Source organism: Curtobacterium sp. MCSS17_008 (genome assembly GCF_003234185.1).
Lineage (GTDB): Bacteria > Actinomycetota > Actinomycetes > Actinomycetales > Microbacteriaceae > Curtobacterium.
Genome location: NZ_QKSM01000017.1, coordinates 1 through 18624 on the forward strand (window position 1 = coordinate 1; position 18624 = coordinate 18624).

The following is an 18624-nucleotide window of genomic DNA, read 5'->3' on the forward strand; positions in this document are numbered from 1 at the left end:
GGCGGAGGTCACCGCGGTCGGCGCAGGTTCGCCCTCGACGGCAGAGGCGGCGTGCGGAAGGGTTGCGATGCCGAGTCCGCCGAGGGCGACGGCGAGCGAGGCGGCGACGACAGAGATGGTGCGAGAGCGCGACAAGAGGGTCCTTCGGGTAGGAGAACCTCATGAGCCTACTGCCGAAATGAAGGTCCCTCAGTACCTCGTAGAGGGGGCACTGCAGCGCTTGACGCCACCACCCGCGGTCGATACACACCAGCTGTGGCCTGCTCGGGGTGCTGGGTGGGGCTTCTGCTCCGTAAGCTGAAGCAATGTCAGCAGCACCGCCGGGTTGGTACGACGACCGGGACCCGCGTTTCGTCCGTTACTGGGATGGGCAGGGGTGGACCGAGCATGTGCAGCCGAAGCAGCCGGCGTCAACTACTCGTAGTCCCCAGTCCTCAGAAGGCAACGGTTCGGCTGCCCCGCAGACGCGTCGCGCGGCCCGGGCGGCTGAGCAGTCGGCGCGAACGAAAGCTCCCACTGTGCAGGGTAAGCCAGTTGACAAGCTGTCGAAGCGGGAGGCGCGAGAGCGTCTGCGTGCCGCGCAGGCACGGATAGAGGCGGGAGAAGCTGTCGTTGCCCGGTACCGGATGCGCGAGTTCGATGACGTCGACGAGTACCGCGCTGAGCAGGAGCGGCAGCTTGCTGGCCTCCGCGAGCAGTTCGAAGTCGAGCAGGCGGCAGCGCGCGAGCTGCTGGCGAAGGAGCAGGCCGACCTACGCGAGCGGTTCGCCGCTGAGCAGTCGGCCGAGCGGGCGAAGGTGGAGCAGGCCGTTCGAAGCGCAGAGGACCGCGTTCGTGCCGCCGAACAGCAAGCCAGAGAAGCACGGGCGACCCGTGACGAACTCACCGCGGGCATCGGTGCTCGTCGGGCTGAGTTGGTGGACTTGACTGCAGCGGTTGAACTGCAGGCGGTCGGGCTCTTCGACTTCGAGAACCCCGCAGCATCGTCGACGGAGCTCGCCTCGAAGTTGGAGGCACTGCGCTACCGCATCAAGAACGCTGTTCGCGACAAGCGGGCGGTGACAACGGCACCGCGATTCACGTTCAACAATTCAGAAGCGCAGGGCCGGAAGTTCATGACGGACATGGCGAAGGTGCTGCTGCGGGCGTACAACGCGGAAGCGGAAAACGCCGTCAAAGCAACCCGCGCGGGGAACCTGCACGTCGCGCAGACACGGCTCAGCAAGGCCGCGGAGCAGATCGCCAAGAGCGGCACCATGATCGATCTTCGCATCGAGCCGAGCTACCACCAGATGCGTCTCGAGGAGATCGCTCTCGCGAACGAGCACCTCCAGACGGTGCAGGCGGAGAAGGAGCGTGAGCGGGAACGCCGAGCCGAACTTCGTGAGCAGCAGCGCGCGTCCGCTGAGTTGCAGGCCGAGCACGATCGACTGGAAAAGGAGCGCCAGCACTACCTGTCGACACTCGCGGCGTTGCAGGCGAACGGCGACACCGAGGGTGCCGCTCGTGTTCAAGCGAGGCTGGAGGATGTCGACCGCGCCATCACTGACGTCGACTACCGAGCAGCCAACGTGCGAGCCGGCTACGTGTACGTGATCTCCAACGTCGGCGCCTTCGGTGAACGCATGGTCAAGATCGGCATGACGAGACGATTGAAGCCCATGGATCGCGTGATCGAGCTCGGTGATGCGTCCGTGCCGTTCCGCTTCGATGTTCACGCTTTGTTCTTCGCCGACGACGCCGTCGGAGTGGAAACGCTGCTGCACCAGACGTTCGCGAACCAACGGGTGAACAAGGTCAACCTCCGGCGCGAATTCTTCTACGTCACGCCCGCGGAAGTACTCGACGCGCTCAAGAGCCACGCCGTCGAAGTCGTCGAGTACACCGTCGAACCCGCCGCGGAAGAGTTCCGAACGAGCGAACTCGTTGTGGACTCCGATGGTCCGGCTACGCCGAGCAGCATCGCACTCTCGCCCATCGGGTCAAGCTCGTCCGCAGGCGACCGACTCGGAACGAGACAGATGGCGCGGCCGCACATCCAGCTGACATAGTTCACATCATTGGCTCGTACTGCTGGCCTGTGAGGCCCTCCGAGGTAGTCGTACGCGCTTGTCGCATCGGGCGTCAGGCCGCCATTTCGACCCCCTCATGTGGGGGTGCGCTGCTCGGTGTGGTGCCGCAGGTGGTTCCGTACTGTAACTTTCGGTTGCACAGCGCGGTCACGGGGACTGCTGCACTGATGGCAGCCGTTCAAGGGGTTCTTCCGCGTGTTCGCGACGTCGTCGTTGTCTGCTGTTCGGTCTCGATGGGTGCTGTTCGCGCTCGTGGTGATCGGTTCGTTGTTGGGATCGCTGCTGGCGGTGGTCAGTCCGCCGGCGCCTGCGCGGGCGGAGGTGACGGGCACGGGTGGCCAGTACGTTCCGATGAACGGCAACGCCCGTGTGTACAGCGGGACGACGGCTGCGAAGAGCTGGAAGACGATCAAGATCGCCGGTGTCGACGGTCTGCCGGCGTCGGACATCGGCGCGGTCACCCTGATGATCCAGGTGAACCGGAACGAGACGCAGGGACAGCTCGTCGGACGTCCTGACACGTCGACGCCGGACACGCTGCTGATGGTCTACGGCGCTGGTGTGTCGAAGAACGCGTCGACCTCGTCGCTGCTCGCGGTGGGTGAGAACGGCTCGATCCAGCTGAAGACCGAGACCGCGCAGACCAACGTCATCGTCGACGTCACCGGCTACTACACGTCCGCGAAGAACGGCGTCGGCGCTGGCGGGTACGTGCCGATCTCCCCGGCCCGCCTGGTCGACACCCGAAGCGGTCTCGGCGTACGGACCGCTAAGCTCGGCGCGAGTGACGAGATCACGTTCCAGGTCACCGGTCGTGGCGGGATCCCGGCTGGTGCTGCGGCTGTGCAGGCGAGCATCGTCATCATCAACACCAGCGGCGGCAGCGGCTCGATCGGCGTGTTCCATGCCGACGGCAACGGCAGCTCCGGCCGGCTGTCGTACTCGCCCGAGAAGATCAACACGTCGGTGTCGTCGCAGGTGGCGCTCAGCCCCGACGGAAAGCTGTCGATCAACAACTCCAGCGGCGGCGCGGACCTCGACATCGTCGTCGACTTCCAGGGCTACTTCGCGCCCAGCAACCCGGGTGGTGGCTTCACCCCGCAGACCGGCCGCCTCGCTGACACCCGCACCGGCTCCCCCGTGGCCTCCGGCAGCTCCATCGCCGTGCAGATCGCGGGTGCTCGTGCGGGCGTGCCGACGGTCGAGGCTGGCCTGTCCGCGGTCGCGATCACGTTGACCGCGGTGAACGAGCGCACCAGCGACTCATACGCGAAGGTGTGGGCGGACGGCGCCGACGAGCCCGTCCCGAGCGCCATCAGCAGCGAAGCCGGTTCGATCCGATCCACGACGGTCATCGCACCGGTCGGCAAGAACGGCAACATCCGCATCAAGACGCAGGGAACCGCGCCGCTGCACTACGTGGTGGACCTGCAGGGCACCTACGTGTCCCTGCCCGGTGGTCCCGCGTCGACGAACCTGACCGGTCAGCGGACGTCCGCGACCCGGCTGCCGTTCCCGATCACCGACCAGACGTCGGCGTCGGTAGATGTCGGCACCGGCAACCTGGTGGTGTCGACCGCGGCGCTGTCGCTGCCGGGCGCGACGTCGTCGACGCCGATCGGTGCCGCCTACAACTCCCGGTCGACGCGGGAGGCGAACACCAACACGATGGACGCGAACCGGTGGACCTACGGCCTCGCCGGTGCCGGCGACCTGTCCGCGAACGCGCTCGGCGTGGTCTACACGGACGCGAACGGTACGGCATGGCAGTTCAAGCGGGCCGGGAAGGGCACCTTCACCACGCCCGCCGGGCTGCAGCAGACCCTCACCCGCACCCTGAACAGCAACGATGAGTACCAGCTGAAGGGCTGGACGACGAACGCGACCACCCACTTCAACCTCGCCGGACAGCCCACCTCGATCGACGACCGCAACAAGGTCAAGAACACGATCGGCTTCAACTACGAGGGTGCAGGCAAGTTCCGCCTCAACAACATCCAGTCCACCGCCGGCGTCGTTGGAGCGAAGACCCTGAAGTCGGCGTACGAGAACGGCGTGCAGACGTTCACCCAGACCAGCGGCAACTCGACGCGGTCGATCGCGTGGGCGAAGAACACCGACGGTGACATCACCACTTACACGGACGCGACCGGCAAGCAGACCACGTTCGGGTACACCAACGGCGACCTCACCTCGATCACCGCACCTGAGGGTGGTGTGACGAGCTTCACCTACGACTCCTCCGACCGGGTCACGAAGGTGACCCAGTCGAACAGCACCGCCGGTTCCGCGGGTACGGCTGTGACCCGGTTCTCCTACGTCAGCGACACCGTCACCCAGGTCGCCGACCCGCGGTCGGACCAGTCGGCGACGGTCGCGAATGCCAAGCACACCGAGTACACGCTGAACAGCGACGACCTGGTCACCAAGACCGTCGACCCGATGGGCCGTGAGCGGTCGAAGACGTACAACTCCGCCAACAACGGTGTCGCGTCCTCGCAGGTCGGCGCCACCGGCGCCGAGGGCACCGGGACGAGCTCGAACAAGTACGAGAAGAACAGCGGACAGTCGCTGACGTCGTCGCAGTCCGGTTCCGGTTCGACGTCGTCGGCGGAGTACGGGTCGACCTCGCCCGCGGCGACGTACCTGCCGTCGAAGGTCACCGGCAGCTCGTCCTCGAGCACGAGCATGGAGTACGACGACTACGGCAACCAGACCTCCTCCCAGTCCGGCCCCGCGGGCGCGAAGGCAACCCTGGACTACAACGACGACGGCACCGTCCGTCAGGCCACGGCGCCCGGGAACACGGCGAACCCGACGAAGTACGAGTACACGAACAAGCAGCTGACGAAGGTCACCGCCCCGACGGGCAGCTCGATCGGTGCGAAGGAGTACACGTACGACGACTTCGGTCGGGTGAAGACCGAGACCGATGGCCGCGGCAACACGACCACCTTCGGGTACGACAACGACGACCGGCCAACCAACACGTCGTTCAGCGACGGCACCCAGACGGTGACGAACACCTACGACGGCAACGGCAACCAGACCAGCCAGGTCTCCGCCGGCGGCACGATCAGCAACAGCTATGACCAGCGCAACCGCCTGATCGCGACGTCCAACACCGCCGGTGGCGGGCAGGTCAGCTACGGCTACGACCTCGCCGGCAACAGCGTCAAGGTCACCGACAAGCAGGGTACCGTCACGCACGATTACGACTCCTCCGGTGCCCTGACCGCGACCACGTACCCGTCGGGTGCCGGCACGGCGAAGCAGCTGTACAAGACCGACTCGAACAGCGGCCGCCGCACCGATACGTGGATGAACGCCAGCCCGAACGCGGACAGCGCGAAGGACCCCGAGACGTGGGAGGCGCACCAGCACGTCGAGTACGACAAGTCCGGCAAGATCACCCGCATCCAGGCATGGGGCGACGAGGACCGGTCCAAGCCGATCGTCGACGTCACCTACTGCTACGTCGCCGACACGACCCCCGGCAGCAGCTGCGACGCGAACTCCGCCAACGACCGCGACAAGATCCAGTGGACGAAGGACAACACCACCGACGAGGCAGCATCCGACCAGGTCACGACCTACGGGTACACGGGCGACGACGACGCGGAAACCGACCGACTGACCTCGGTCACGCAGACCGGTGGCGCTGACCCGACGAACTGGACGTTCACCTACGACGACAACGGCAACCGCACCGGCGCCACCGCCCGCGACGTCGGAACGAACACGGTGAAGAGCGACACGCAACTGTCCTACAACTCCGTCGGACAGATCACCACGACCGGGTACGAGTACGACGGCACCGGCAACCTCACCAAGGCACCGGGCCAGACCTTCACCTACAACGGCGCGCAGCAGATGACCGCGTCCACGAAGGACGGCAAGACCACCCAGTACACGTACGCCGGCGCGGACATGAACAAGCTGCTCTCCCAGGCCACCGACGGCGGCCAGGCGTACCAGTACACGTATGGAACCTCGGACCGCAACGGCGTTCCCGTCGTGACCGCCCGCACGGTCGCCGGCAGCGGGACTGCTTCCGTCCTGACCGATCCGACAAATGACCGGCCGCTGAACCTGCGCACTTCCGACGGGGCAACGAGCATGTGGGTTGTCGACGGAATTGGGAACCCGGTCGCGAGCATCACTGACAAGGGCACGAAGGCGTACACGGTCCGCTACGACCCATACGGCAAGGAAACCGTCTCCTACGGTGACACCAGCATCCAGTGGAAGCAGAACCCCTACGGCTTCAAGGCTGGTCTGCGCTCGAGCAGCGCCGACAACGGCCTCACCAAGTTCGGGTACCGCTGGCAGTCCAGCGTCACTGGCGGCTGGATCGAACGCGACACCCTAGACGCGCCCCTCAGCCCCAGGAACGCCAACCGGTATGCTTTTGCGGGCAGCGATCCTGTGAATGCATCTGATCCAACTGGCGCAGTGGCGACAATAGACGGAGCTATCAATGCGTGCGGATGGGGCGCAATCGGAGCGACTGCCGTTGGATTGATTTTGGCGCCGGAGGCAACGGTATTTGCCGCACTTGGCACTGCTCTGCTTGGTTGCGCGTCCGGAGTCTCAATCTACCTCGCAACCGAAGCTGGCAATGATTTTGCGGCTAATACAATCAATGATTTGGGTATTGCGGGCGACTATCTCACGTTGCTTCGCCGCTTCTTCTAATGATGCAGTTCTTTTGGCAATTCGTATTCGTCGCGCTGGTCTTTGGGGCCGCAGTGACGTCGGGAATCGCGGTGATCAGCTCGGTATTGCGGTATCGGGGTCAGCCGCGAGGAGTGAAACGACGCGATACTCCACGGGAGATCATGCTGATATGCTCGGGCTTTGTCTGCATGGCCATGGCCTTCTTTGTTGCGGCCACTAAGGTCTTTCCTTAAATCTTCTTTGCACACGTGCCCATCGGACTGACATTGGCTTCTCGAAGGGCATGATGTAGAGCTGAGTAGCCCCAAATACGGGGTACGGCAGTCACCACTTATCGGGCGAGGTCGGTGGAACCAAGGAGCGCTGACTGCAGTGCAGAAACGAACGGATGAGCTGCTTTGATGCAGCTCTTCCGTTCGTGCATGCTCGCCGTGGCGGCCGTGGCGGCCGTCGCGCAGAGTTCAACTAGCTCTCGAGGATGCGGACGTCTACGAACAGCCCGGGAGGCGGCGCCGTATACGGCAGCGGTTCCCCCGGGTCCGTGGTGCCTGACGACTTCCCGAACGGGCCCGCGGGGCTCATCAGGACGCCCATGTGGTGACCGGCGTGGTCACGTCACCACACGCTCATCCCGGTCGCTCCGGCCTGGCGATAGTGCTCCCAGGTGCGCCAGAGCGCGTCGATGCGGGCGACGGCTTCCGGGTGCATCCACCAGCGGCCGTCCCACCGGTAGTCGCCCTTTGGGCTGACCTCGCGCCGGTACGTGACGACCAGGAACTCGCGCACGAACTCGTCGGCCGAGCCGTAGAACGGCTCCGGCTCCGGCAGCGCGGCGTCCTCCTCGTCGAGGTCCTCTATGTGTCCGTCCCACTCCGCGACCATGCTCACCGTCCGTCCTCCGAATCGAGCGGTTGCACCGTCACCGCGTTCAGCCACGGGTTGCCCTCAGCGGGCACTGTCGCGGTCGCGGTGGCATTTGATGCGGTCCGCTCGACCCGCTCGCTGGCGTGGTACGCCGCGATCGACGCCTTCACCTTGTCCACGTCCTTGTCCTCGTACCAGGGTGCCGTGCGGATCATCGAGGACCGCAGTCCGGACGCGAGGAGTATCGCGCGGCCACGGGGCAGCTCGGCGAGCTCCGAGGTGTCGAGGATCCGCCGGCGGTTGTTCTGCACGTTGGTTGACCGGACGCCCTTGTTCATCGAGTACGACACCGTCTCGTGGTCGTAGTCACCGATCAGCTCCGACAGTTCCCGCAGCCACTCCGTTTCCTTCACGCCGCCGAGGTATACGACTTCGTTGGCGGCGGAGAAGAGGTTGCGCATCCCGGCCGGGCTGAACACGTTGACGCCCTGTGACCAGGACTGGAAGATCGACATGATCGGGATCCCACGAGACCCGTAGTGCGAGTACAGGTCCGGGAGGTCCTTCCACCGGCACACGTTCGCGGCCTCGTCGAGGATGCACAGAAGCGGCGTCCCCAGTCGGCCGCCGGGCTGCGTTTTGGCGAGCCGTTCGCCGGCCTCGACGACGGCGACGGTCAGCGCGGTCACCAGTGGGGCGGCGGTACCCTCACCCTCCTTGGAGGGCGAGTAAAGCGTGTCCGTGCCGCGTACGAACTCGTCGGGGCTGAACTGCGGCCGCCGATCGCCAGCCATGTTGCCGCCGAGCGGGGTCACCCACCGGCCGATGCGGCTGTTCTTCAAGCACGCCGCCATCTTCCGGGCGGTGCCGTAGACGCCATCGCGCTGCTTCGGGGACGTGCGGGACTGGCTCTCGACGTCGTCCGCGATCAGGTCGTACCCGCCGCGGCGGAGCACGGACACCATCTCGCGGTTGTCGGGGTCGGTCAGCCACGTGAACACCTCGGTGATCGGCCGGTTGTCCAGGGCCGCTGCGAGGAGCATGCCGGCGAGGAGGTCCTTACCGGGTCGAAGAACGCATCGCCCTTGTCGCCAGGCTCCCGCGAGCCGGCGGCGAAGTGCCCTGCCAGCTTCGCGGCCGTGGTGTCGTCCGTGACGTACGACAGCGGGTTCCACCACCACGTCGGCGGCTCGTCGACGACTTCCTGCGGGTCGAACACCCACGTCGTGCCGACATCGTCTCGGAGCCCCTGGTCGTCTCGACCGTGTCCGGCTTGTTCGACGTCGTCAGCAGCGTGCCCGGGGCGGCGAGGATCGCCGGGACGACCAGCGCGGTCGTCTTCCCCACGCGGTGCCGGCGGCGATCAGGATCACCGCGACGATGATCGAGAGGACCGTCGAAAGTTCCGTCCACTCGACGGTGCCCTTCTTGATGCCGGTGGCGATTGTGAACGGGTCCCACGGCAGGTCCGGATTCAGGTTCCCGAGCTGGGCCCCGCCACGAGGCCGATCAACGCCGACAAGGTCGCGCCCACCAGGCTCCCGAACGTCGGCTCATCGTCCGCGGTCGATGTTGCCGCGTCGGCCTCCGCGCCTCACACGCTCATCGAGCAGGGGCAGCCCGACGACGGCGGCCAAGGTGATCACGTAGATGATGATCGACGCTCCGTCGATCCGGCCAGGGGAGTAGTTCGACCAGGGGACACCCGCGACGAAGTGGACGAGCGGTCCGAGCGCCGCCAGGCATCCCCCGGGCACCAGGACGAGCAGCCGGGTCCTCGACCCCCGGGTCCTCCGAGGTGACCGGCACACGATGGCGGCGGTCGTGGCGACGATCGCGATCCCGCCCCACAACCACGATGCCCCCGACATCCGCCATCCGTCGTGCAACCACCAGTCCCGAACCAGGGCGACCGTCTGCTCCCAGGCGTCGGAGGGATGGAAGCGCCGGGACACCACAGGCAGGGGCCACCCGATGACCGCGAGGACCCCGGTGATCGCCGCGGTGATCCCCAGGACCCAGGCGACGGCCCCTCGCGTGTCCACCGGTTCGACGTCGTACGACTCGATGCTCACCGCTGTCGCCGCACCCCGAGCACCACCACCGCGACGAGGTTCACGGCGCTCCCCACCAGGAAGCCCGTGCTCCCGCCGGCGACGCCCGCGGACGGCGCCAGCACCGCCATGAGCACCACCCCGACCACGAAGCCCGCGACCGACGCCAACGCCACCTGCCGCGACCGCCCGGACGCCAGCAGCAGCGCCGCCGGCACGAGTCCGACGGTGAACACCCACACGCCGACCATCAGGTACCGCAGGTCCGCGACGGCGGCGGCGCCCTCGGTCGGGTAGACCAGTGGCAGGAACCACCCGGCAAGCCATGCCACGAGCCCGAACACCACCGCGGTCCCCACAGCGAAGCCCCCGACGAGCAGCAGCACGCCACGCGACCGCAGCGACCCGCCGTCCGCCCGGTGCGCGAACGCCGGCACGAGCACCTGCCCCAGCGCCTGCCCGACCATCGACGCCGGGGTCGCCAGGGTGAAGGCTGCGGCGTACACCCCGGCGTCGTGCACCGAGGCGGTGACCTGCGCCGAGATCATCGTGAGCTGCAGCAGCCCGTTCGAGGTCGTGACCGCCAGCACGTTCCACGCCGTGAAGCCGATGATCCCGGCAGTCGGCTCGGGTGCTCCGTCGGAGCCGTTGCCCCGCGGCCAGCACGCGATCGCGAACACGGTGTACCCGATCGCCAGCGGCAGCAGCACGAACGGCTCGAGCCGGGCGACGCACGCCACGACGAGCAGTCCGAGCGCCAGCACGCTCGTCACCCCGTCCCAGAGCGCGACCTTCGGTGCCCGGTCGTAGCCGAGCTGTGCCCCGCGGGCGTAGCAGTACAGGCCGTACCCGACGACGACCGCGACACCGCCGAGCACCGTGCCGGGCCCGTTGCCACAGGCCAGCGCCACCGGGACGGTGACGGCGGCGAGCACCACGCTCGACACCAGCATCGACGCACCGAGCAGCCGGTTCACCGAACTGTCGGAGCGACGTCCGCGCAGGGCGACGGCCAGGAACCGCGACGCGGTGTTGCCCGCCGCGTTCGGCCAGAGCAGTGCGGTGAACACGGAGAGCGACAGCAGCGCGGTGGTCTGGCCGAGGGTCTCGGTGCCGAACACCCGACCGACGACGACGGTGACGAGCAGCTTCGCGAGACCTTGCACCCCGATGCCGACGGTGGCGAGCAGGGCCGAGGACGCGACGCGCGAACGCCCGCTCATCGAGCCAGCGCCTGTTCGACCCAGCCCCGACGGTGTGCTCGTACCCCGAGCGTCACGGCCCGGACCCCGATGTACCCGAGCGCGAACGCCGCCCAGAGGCCCGCGAGCGTCCCGCCGACCCACCAGAGCAGCGGCAGGTACACGACGAGGTTCACGAGTCCCGCGACGGCCAGGTACCGCGCGTCCCCGGCGCCGATGAGCACCCCGTCGAGCACGAAGACGTACCCGGCGACCGGCATCCCGACCGCGATGAGCACGAGCACGAGCGGCAGCGCCGACCGCACCGCCGCCGAGTCCGAGAACACCGGCCCGAGCAGCCCGCTGGCGGCCAGGGTGAGCACGCCGAGCAGCGCACCGCCCACGACCCCGAGCAGCACGAGCCGGCGCGTGACCAGCCGCACCCGGTCGGGGTCCCGCGAGCCCAGGCCGTGCCCGACGAGCGCCTGTCCGGCGATCGCTAGGGCGTCGAGCGCGAAGGCGAGCGTCGAGAAGACCGTGAGCCCGACCTGCGTCGTCGCCAGGCCGGTCGTCCCCAGTCCGGAGGCGGTCGCCACCGTCGCGAGCATCGCCACCCGCAGGGACGCCGTGCGCAGGAAGAGCCAGGCCCCGGAGCGCAGCGCCCGCACGACCCCGGAGGCGCCCGGCCGCAGCGGTGCCCCGGACGCGCGGGCGGCACGCACGGCGATGACGACGTACACCGCGGCCATCGCCCACTGCACGATCACGGTGCCGGCGGCGGAACCCTCGACACCCCAGCCCGCGCCGTAGATGAGCATGGCGTTGAGCAGCCCGTTCGCCACGAAGCCGATCGTCGCCACGACGAGCGGCGTCCGAGTGTCCTGCAGCCCGCGCAGCAGACCGGTCGAGGCGGTCACGACCAGGATGCCGGGCAACCCGATCAGTGACAGCGTCAGGTACGCGGTCGCGGCGGCCGAGACCTCAGCCGAGGCACCGAACAGGTCGACGAGCGGCCCCGCGAGCGGCCAGCCGACGAGCGCGAGCACCACGCCCAGTGCGAGTGCGAGCCACATCCCGTCGATGCCCGCGTGCACCGCTCCGCGCCGGTCACCGCCGCCCAGCGCGCGCGCCACGGCCGGCGTCGTCGAGTAGGCCAGGAAGACGAGCAGCCCGGTCACCGTCTGCAGCACGACGCTCGCCAGTCCCACGGCGGCCAGCGCCGTCGCACCCAGGTGCCCGACGAGCGCGGTGTCGGTGAGCAGGAACAGCGGCTCGACGACGAGCGCCCCGAGCGCGGGCAGCGCGAGTCGGACGATGTCCCGGTCGACCGACCGCCGTTCGGAGGTCACGGCAGGCAGGGTCGATCGGGGCACCGGGCCATCCTGCCGTGGATCCGCTCCGCGCGTGTGCCGACGGTGCACCCCCCACCCGATGCGTCGATGGAGCAGACGACGTCGGGTCGAGCGCGCCCACCCGACGTCGTCTGCTCCATCGAGGGGGCAGCACCGGGGTGGAGGGAGCGCGCGGAGACAGAGGGGGCAGCGCGCGGGCGGAAGCGGCAGCGCGGGGGCAGAGGGGCAGCGCGCGGGGCACGAGACGGACGGGAGGCCCGTGGCGGCGTCGCCACGGGCCTCCCGTCCGGTGGTCCCGCGTCAGTCCGTGCGCGGCTCCGCGGGGATCGCACCGGTCGCGGCGCGCGCCTCGTCCGACGCCGTCGGCGTCGCCGGGTCGGTGCCGCGGGCCCGACCGACCAGGTCCATCAGGTGGTAGACGACGATCGCGGCGACGGTGCCGACGATGATGCCGCCGAACGTCGCACCGCTGAACGAGAACGTGAAGTCGGCGATGCCCATGATGAGCGCGATGCCGGCGGTGAGCTGATTCTTCGGCTTCGCGAAGTCGACCCGGTTGTCGACCCAGATGCGGATGCCGATGACCCCGATCAGGCCGTAGAGCGCGGTCGTCGCACCGCCGAGCACGCCCGCAGGCACCGACGAGATGACGATGCCGACCTTCGGCGACAGGCCGAGCAGGATCGCGACGACCGCCGCGACCCAGTACGCGGCCGTCGAGAACACCCGGGTCGCCGCCATGACACCGATGTTCTCGCCGTAGGTGGTGGTCGCGGAACCGCCGCCGGCGCCGGCGAGCACGGTGGAGACACCGTCGGCGAAGAGCGCGCGACCCGTGAGCGGCGTCAGGTCGCGCCCGGTCAGCTGGCCGACGCCCTTGACGTGACCGACGTTCTCGGCGACGAGCGCGAGCACGACCGGCACGAAGCCGAGGTAGATCGCGAGCTGCCCGGGGTCGAAGGCCGGGGCGGTGAAGGTCGGCAAGCCCACCCAGGGGGCGGACGCAACGTTCGACAGGTCGACCTCGCCGGCGAGCAGCGCGGCGACGTAGCCGACCGCGACGCCGATGACGATCGACAGGCGACCGAGCAGCCCCTTGAACAGCACCGTGACGAGGATGATCGCGGCCAGGGTGATCAGCGCGACGACGGGGGCCTTCGTGAAGTTGTCGCGGGCTGCCGGCGCCAGGTTGAAGCCGATGAGCGCGACGATCGCGCCCGACACCACCGGTGGCATCAGCCGGTCGATCCAGCCGGCGCCAGCGAGGTGCACGATCGCGCCGACGAGCGCGAGCAGGACGCCGACCACGATGATGCCGGACAGCGCGAGGGGGATCCCGCCGATCTCCGTCGCGGCACCGATGGGCGCGAGGAAGGCGAACGACGACCCGAGGTAGCTCGGCAGGCGGTTCCCCGTGATGAGCAGGAACAGGATCGTGCCGACACCGCTGAAGAGCAGGGTCGTCGAGGGCGGGAACCCCGTTATGAGCGGGACGAGGAAGGTGGCGCCGAACATCGCCACGACGTGCTGCACGCCGAGCCCGATCGTGCGGCCCCAGGAGAGGCGCTCGTCCGGCGCCACGATGGTCGAGGAGGAGACGGTCGCGCCGTCACCGTGCAGCTTCCAGCCGAGTCCCATGGCAGCACCGTAGCGGCTGTGCAGCTCCTGTTGCGGGCGCTCCGGTCCTGCTGCTCGTGCTAGTGCGCTTCGGCGTCCGCTCCTCGGGCACGCTCGCGACGTCGCACGACGAGCGTGCCGATGCCCTGCACGACGAAGCACACGGCGGACGCAGCGACGAGGACCGCCACGACGATGGAGCCGACGGAGAAGCCGTCTCCGACGAGCCACGCGACCGCGACGGCCAGGAAGATGCCGCCCATCACGATGACGACGACGGGGTTCTGCGCCACGAAGAACCGCCGTCCCCCGTTGGCGTCGATGGTCGCCTGGGAGCGTGACCGCGAGACCGCGTCGGGGGACCGGCCCTCGCGTCGGTCTGCCACGCGCCGGCGGGCACGCACGGCGAACGCGACGATGGTGCCGATCACGACGGCCCCCGGGTACCCGATCGGCACGGGGACGAGGAGCAGACCCGACACGAACAGCACCGCGATCCCTGTGACGATGCCGGCGGCCGCCGCGGTGCTCCACGTGTCCGTGCGGCCGTCTGCCCCCGTGACGTACCCGGGGCGCTTCGCGTACGGGTCGTGCGGCTGCTGCTGGGGGTCGTGCGCCGGTGCCTCTGGTCCTGGTCGGGTTGCCACGGGGCAGAACCTACGCGCGGGTCCTGGGCGGCTTCCGGTCCGTCCTCCGGCATTGGAGGCGGTGTTGCGGCACACCACCAGGAGCCACGGCTCGGAGGCGTCAGTAGATCGTGGAGATGCCCACCATGTCGCCGAGGCCGAGCTTGCGCGACTCGAGCTGGCACGGGCCTCCCGAGGGCTCCATGACCTGTCCCGTGCCCGTGTCGACGTGCCCGAGGCCGTACAGGTGGCCCCACTCGTGCGTCGCGACGGCCTGCGTGTCGAAGCGCGACCCCGAGCAGGCGGCCGTCGAGCTCCACCGGAAGCCCGTCGCGTACCGCTGGTCGGCCTCCTTCGCGATGCCGTTGCCGTCGTACCAGACGCACGTCACACCGAGGACGCCCTCGGGGAGCTTGCCCCACCCCATGACGCTGTACCCACTGCTGTTCGTGCAGCCACCGCGGTCGGTGAGCGCGGGCTTCTGCGTCGCGAGGCGGACGTACGTGTTGCTGGCGGACGACGTGACCGTGCGACCACAGGAGGTGATCGTGCCGTTCCACGCGTTCGCCGCCTTGCGCAGGGCGTCCTTCGCGTACGTCGACTTCTGCCCGGACTCGTTGTAGTACCACTTCACGGTGCCCGCCCAGCGGTAGCCGGTGCTGGCGTTCGCGGTGCTCGTGCACTTCGTGTCGGCCACGGCAGCGCTCGCCGTCGCCGTCGCCGCCTCGGCGCGGGCCTGCTCCTGCTCCACGGCGGGAGCCGAACCGGTCCAGGTCTCGTCGATCCGGACGGCGACCCCGTCCGCGCCGGTGTTCGCGATGACGACCTCCGGCAGCTCCGGTGCTCCCGGTGCCGAGTTGCTGCTCGCCATCACGCTCTCGCCCGGAGCCGGGAGCGCGAAGGTGCGGCCGTCCGGCGTGACGACGGTGCCGGACGTGGCGGTGCACCCGCTCGTGAGCGTCTGCACCGAGAGCGTCCCCGTGGCGCACTTGGTGCCCGCTGCCGGCGCAGCCGCCTGCGCGGGTGCTGCCGTGAGGATGCCGGCGAGGATGGTGACGACCGCCCCGGTCGCGAGCGCGTTCCTGACAGGACGCATGGTTCCCTTCATCGGCGGGCTCCGTGCCCGCCGTCCCTGATGCCGTCCATGTTCGCCGATGCCCACGCGCGAGGTCGAGGTCCCCGTTCGGGACTCCGTCCCGACACGGGGGCGGTGGCTATCGTGGAGCGCATGACCGACGTCGCACGCACCGCAGGGATCCACACCGACGAGCTCGACCCGGACGTCCGCCCGCAGGACGACCTCTACCGGCACGTGAACGGGACGTGGATCGCGCGGACGCCGATCCCCGACGACAAGGCCCGCTACGGCTCGTTCACCGTGCTCGCCGAGGACGCCGAGGTCGCCGTGCGCGAGATCGTCGAGCGCTCGCAGCAGGCCGCAGCGGGTACCGAGGAGCGCAAGGTCGGCGACCTCTACACGTCCTTCACCGACGAGGAGCGCCTCGAGGCCCTGGGGACCGGTCCCATCGACCCGCTGCTCGGCGAGGTCGACGCCGTGGAGACCGTCGACGACGTCATCGCGATGGTCGGACGCTTCGAGCGGCTCGGGCTGCCGGGCTTCGTCCAGCTCTTCGTCGACAACGACCCGGGCGACCCGGAGTCGTACGTCGTGTTCCTCGAGCAGTCCGGCCTGGGCCTGCCCGACGAGTCGTACTACCGCGAGGAGCGCTTCTCCGACATCCGGGCGAAGTACCGCGAGTTCGTCGCGTCGATGTTCCCGCTCGCCGGGTTCGCCGACGCCGGGCAGAGCACCGAGGCCGTCATCGCGCTGGAGACGGCGCTCGCCGCGGTGCACTGGGACAACGTCACCACCCGCGACAGCCAGAAGACCTACAACAAGATGTCGTGGGACGAGGTCGCCGCGCTCGCGAACGGCGCGGACCTGCACCTGTGGTGGCAGGCGATCGGCGCCCCGGCCGGTGCCTTCGAGACCGTCGTGGTCCGCGAGCCGTCGTTCATCACGGGCCTGGCCGAGCTCCTCCGCTCACAGCCGCTCGACGCGTGGAAGGACTGGCTGCGTTGGCAGGTCATCCGCGGGTCCGCCGCCTACCTGACGAGCGCGATGTCCGCCACGAACTTCTCGTTCTACGGCACCGCCCTCACCGGTGCGCCGAAGCAGCGTGAGCGCTGGAAGCGCGGCGTCTCGCTGGTCGAGGGCGCGATGGGCGAGGCCGTCGGACGCATCTACGTGCAGGAGCACTTCGACGAGACGTCCAAGGCCGAGATGGACGACCTCGTCGCCAACCTGGTCGAGGCGTACCGGCAGAGCATCACCGCACTCGACTGGATGACCGACGAGACCCGCGCCCGTGCCCTCGACAAGCTCGACAAGTTCACGCCGAAGATCGGCTACCCGGTGAAGTGGCGGGACTACTCGGCCCTGTCGGTGCGCCCCGACGACCTGATCGGCAACGTCCGCGCGGTCGCGAGCTTCCAGGTCGACCGCGAGCTCGGCAAGATCGGGAAGCCGATCGACCGCGACGAGTGGTTCATGACGCCGCAGACCATCAACGCGTACTACAACCCGGGCTTCAACGAGATCGTGTTCCCGGCGGCGATCCTGCAGTTCCCGTTCTTCGACGCCCAGCGCGACGCAGCCGCGAACTACGGTGCGATCGGGGCCGTGATCGGTCACGAGATCGGCCACGGCTTCGACGACCAGGGGTCGCAGTACGACGGCGACGGCCGGCTCGAGAACTGGTGGACCGAGGCCGACCGCACCGCGTTCGAGGAGCGCACGAAGGCCCTCATCGCGCAGTACGACGCCCTGGTGCCGACGGAGGTGCCCGACGGCCACGTGAACGGCGCGCTGACGATCGGCGAGAACATCGGCGACCTCGGCGGCCTGTCGATCGCGTGGAAGGCCTACCTGCTGTCGCTCGACGGCCAGGAGCCGCCCGTGGTCGACGGCCTGACCGGGGCCGAGCGCTTCTTCCTCAGCTGGGCCCAGGCCTGGCGGATGGCGATCCGTCCGGAGGAGGCCGCTCGCCTGCTGAGCATCGACCCGCACTCGCCGAACGAGTTCCGGTGCAACCAGATCGTGCGCAACATCGACGTGTTCTACGACACCTTCGGCGTGACCGAGTCGGACGCGATGTACCTCGACCCGGCCGAGCGCGTCGCGATCTGGTGATGTCCGAGCCGGACGCGGCTGCGCCGTCCGAGCCGAGCGCGGAGCCGGGCGCCGACACCGGTGCCGCACGCCGTTCCCGCCGCCGACAGCACGTCGGCGGCGGGGACGGCGCCCGTGCGCGCGGGCGACACCGCGGCGGCGCGGACGAGCGGTTCGGCGCGACCGTCGACGCCCTCGGCGCGATCGCACGAGACGGCGCGGGCGTCAGCGCCTCGGTCATCGACACCTCGACCGGCAGGGCCCTGCTCGCGGTCGACGACACCCTCGTGCAGCCCGTCGCGAGCCTCGGACGGATCCTGCTGCTCATCGAGGTGGCTGCGCAGCTCGAGGACGGCCGCCTGCACGGTGACCGGCTCCAGCGGATGGCGCGGGACACCGCGACGGGCGCCGGCCTCTGGCAGTTCCTGCAGGAGCCGACGATGCAGGTGCCGGACCTCGCGACCCTGGTCGGCGCGACGGCGGACGCGTGGGCCATGAACGCCCTGCTGTCGTCCATCGGCATCGACGCCGTCCGGGAGCGGGCCGAGGGGCTCGGGATCGACCGGACGGCGCTGATCGACCGGATCCGAGACCGCCGCGGGCCGGACGACGCCCCGGACGCGTCGGTCGCACCGACCGGTGAACTCGCCTGGCTGATGCGCGGTCTGGCGCTCGGCGAGGTCGTCGACGAGGCCGTGTCGAACCGGGTGCTCGGCTGGTTGTCCCTGGCGAGCGACACCACGCTCGTGGCCGGGTCGTTCGGCCTCGACCCGCTGGCGCACCGCGCGCTCGACCACGGGCTCCAGGCCGTCGTCGTCACGGGGTCGTCGACGGGGGTCCGTGCCGAGGCGGGGATCCTGCGCGGCCCGGGATCGTCGGTGAGCTACGCCGTCACGGTGACGTTCGACGACGCCACGCTCCAGCAGCGGCTCGCGGTCGTCGAGGCCCTGCGCACGTTGGGCACCGAGGTGCTCGAGGCCGTGCACGCCCCCTCGTACCGCTGACC

General features: G+C 69.1%; 12 protein-coding genes. 4 read left to right on the forward strand and 8 right to left on the reverse strand.

What is annotated here, in order from left to right:
- The first annotated feature begins 305 nt into the window (after positions 1–305).
- Together DEJ23_RS13665 and DEJ23_RS13670 are read left to right on the forward strand one after the other, a co-directional pair.
- Complete coding sequence (locus DEJ23_RS13665) at positions 306–2051, forward strand: DUF4041 domain-containing protein (protein WP_111240791.1); 1746 nt, start codon at positions 306–308, stop codon at positions 2049–2051.
- A 372-nt stretch (positions 2052–2423) separates the two neighbouring features.
- Positions 2424–6770, forward strand: coding sequence for an RHS repeat-associated core domain-containing protein (locus DEJ23_RS13670; RefSeq protein WP_146240303.1), 4347 nt, complete (start codon positions 2424–2426; stop codon positions 6768–6770).
- 597 nt (positions 6771–7367) lie between these two features.
- On the opposite strand, the gene DEJ23_RS15980 is transcribed toward DEJ23_RS13670, so the two are convergent.
- From DEJ23_RS15980 to DEJ23_RS13715, 8 genes are all read right to left on the reverse strand, one after another.
- Positions 7368–7634 carry a DUF4913 domain-containing protein gene (locus DEJ23_RS15980; RefSeq protein WP_258375566.1) on the reverse strand — a complete coding sequence of 89 codons (267 nt, stop codon included), beginning with the start codon at positions 7632–7634 and terminating at the stop codon, positions 7368–7370.
- A 2-nt stretch (positions 7635–7636) separates the two neighbouring features.
- Entirely contained in the window at positions 7637–8659 is a 1023-nt protein-coding gene (locus tag DEJ23_RS13685) for a type IV secretory system conjugative DNA transfer family protein (protein WP_258375558.1), read from the reverse strand.
- A gap of 510 nt (positions 8660–9169) precedes the next feature.
- Positions 9170–9691 (reverse strand): hypothetical protein, encoded by a 522-nt coding sequence (locus DEJ23_RS13690; RefSeq protein WP_111240794.1) that lies wholly within the window; start codon positions 9689–9691, stop codon positions 9170–9172.
- Positions 9688–10893, reverse strand: a complete 1206-nt coding sequence (locus tag DEJ23_RS13695; RefSeq protein WP_111240795.1) for a lipopolysaccharide biosynthesis protein — start codon at positions 10891–10893, stop codon at positions 9688–9690. The genes DEJ23_RS13690 and DEJ23_RS13695 overlap by 4 nt, the downstream gene beginning before the upstream one ends.
- Positions 10890–12200 (reverse strand): MATE family efflux transporter, encoded by a 1311-nt coding sequence (locus DEJ23_RS13700; protein ID WP_111240796.1) that lies wholly within the window; start codon positions 12198–12200, stop codon positions 10890–10892. Before DEJ23_RS13700 ends, DEJ23_RS13695 begins: the two co-directional genes overlap by 4 nt.
- A 303-nt stretch (positions 12201–12503) precedes the next feature.
- Positions 12504–13841 carry a uracil-xanthine permease family protein gene (locus tag DEJ23_RS13705; protein ID WP_111240797.1) on the reverse strand — a complete coding sequence of 446 codons (1338 nt, stop codon included), beginning with the start codon at positions 13839–13841 and terminating at the stop codon, positions 12504–12506.
- A 59-nt stretch (positions 13842–13900) separates the two neighbouring features.
- Entirely contained in the window at positions 13901–14467 is a 567-nt protein-coding gene (locus DEJ23_RS13710; protein ID WP_111240798.1) for a hypothetical protein, read from the reverse strand.
- Between the two features lie 100 nt (positions 14468–14567).
- The gene (locus DEJ23_RS13715; protein WP_146240304.1) at positions 14568–15542 is read right to left on the reverse strand and encodes a matrixin family metalloprotease; all 975 of its coding nucleotides are present in this window, start codon (positions 15540–15542) and stop codon (positions 14568–14570) included.
- 132 nt (positions 15543–15674) lie between these two features.
- Between DEJ23_RS13715 and DEJ23_RS13720 the strand changes: the two genes are divergently transcribed.
- Positions 15675–17639: a M13 family metallopeptidase gene (locus DEJ23_RS13720; RefSeq protein ID WP_111240800.1), complete on the forward strand. Its 1965-nt coding sequence runs from the start codon at positions 15675–15677 to the stop codon at positions 17637–17639.
- Complete coding sequence (locus DEJ23_RS13725; protein ID WP_111240801.1) at positions 17639–18622, forward strand: serine hydrolase; 984 nt, start codon at positions 17639–17641, stop codon at positions 18620–18622. The genes DEJ23_RS13720 and DEJ23_RS13725 overlap by 1 nt, the downstream gene beginning before the upstream one ends.
- Positions 18623–18624 lie beyond the last annotated feature (2 nt).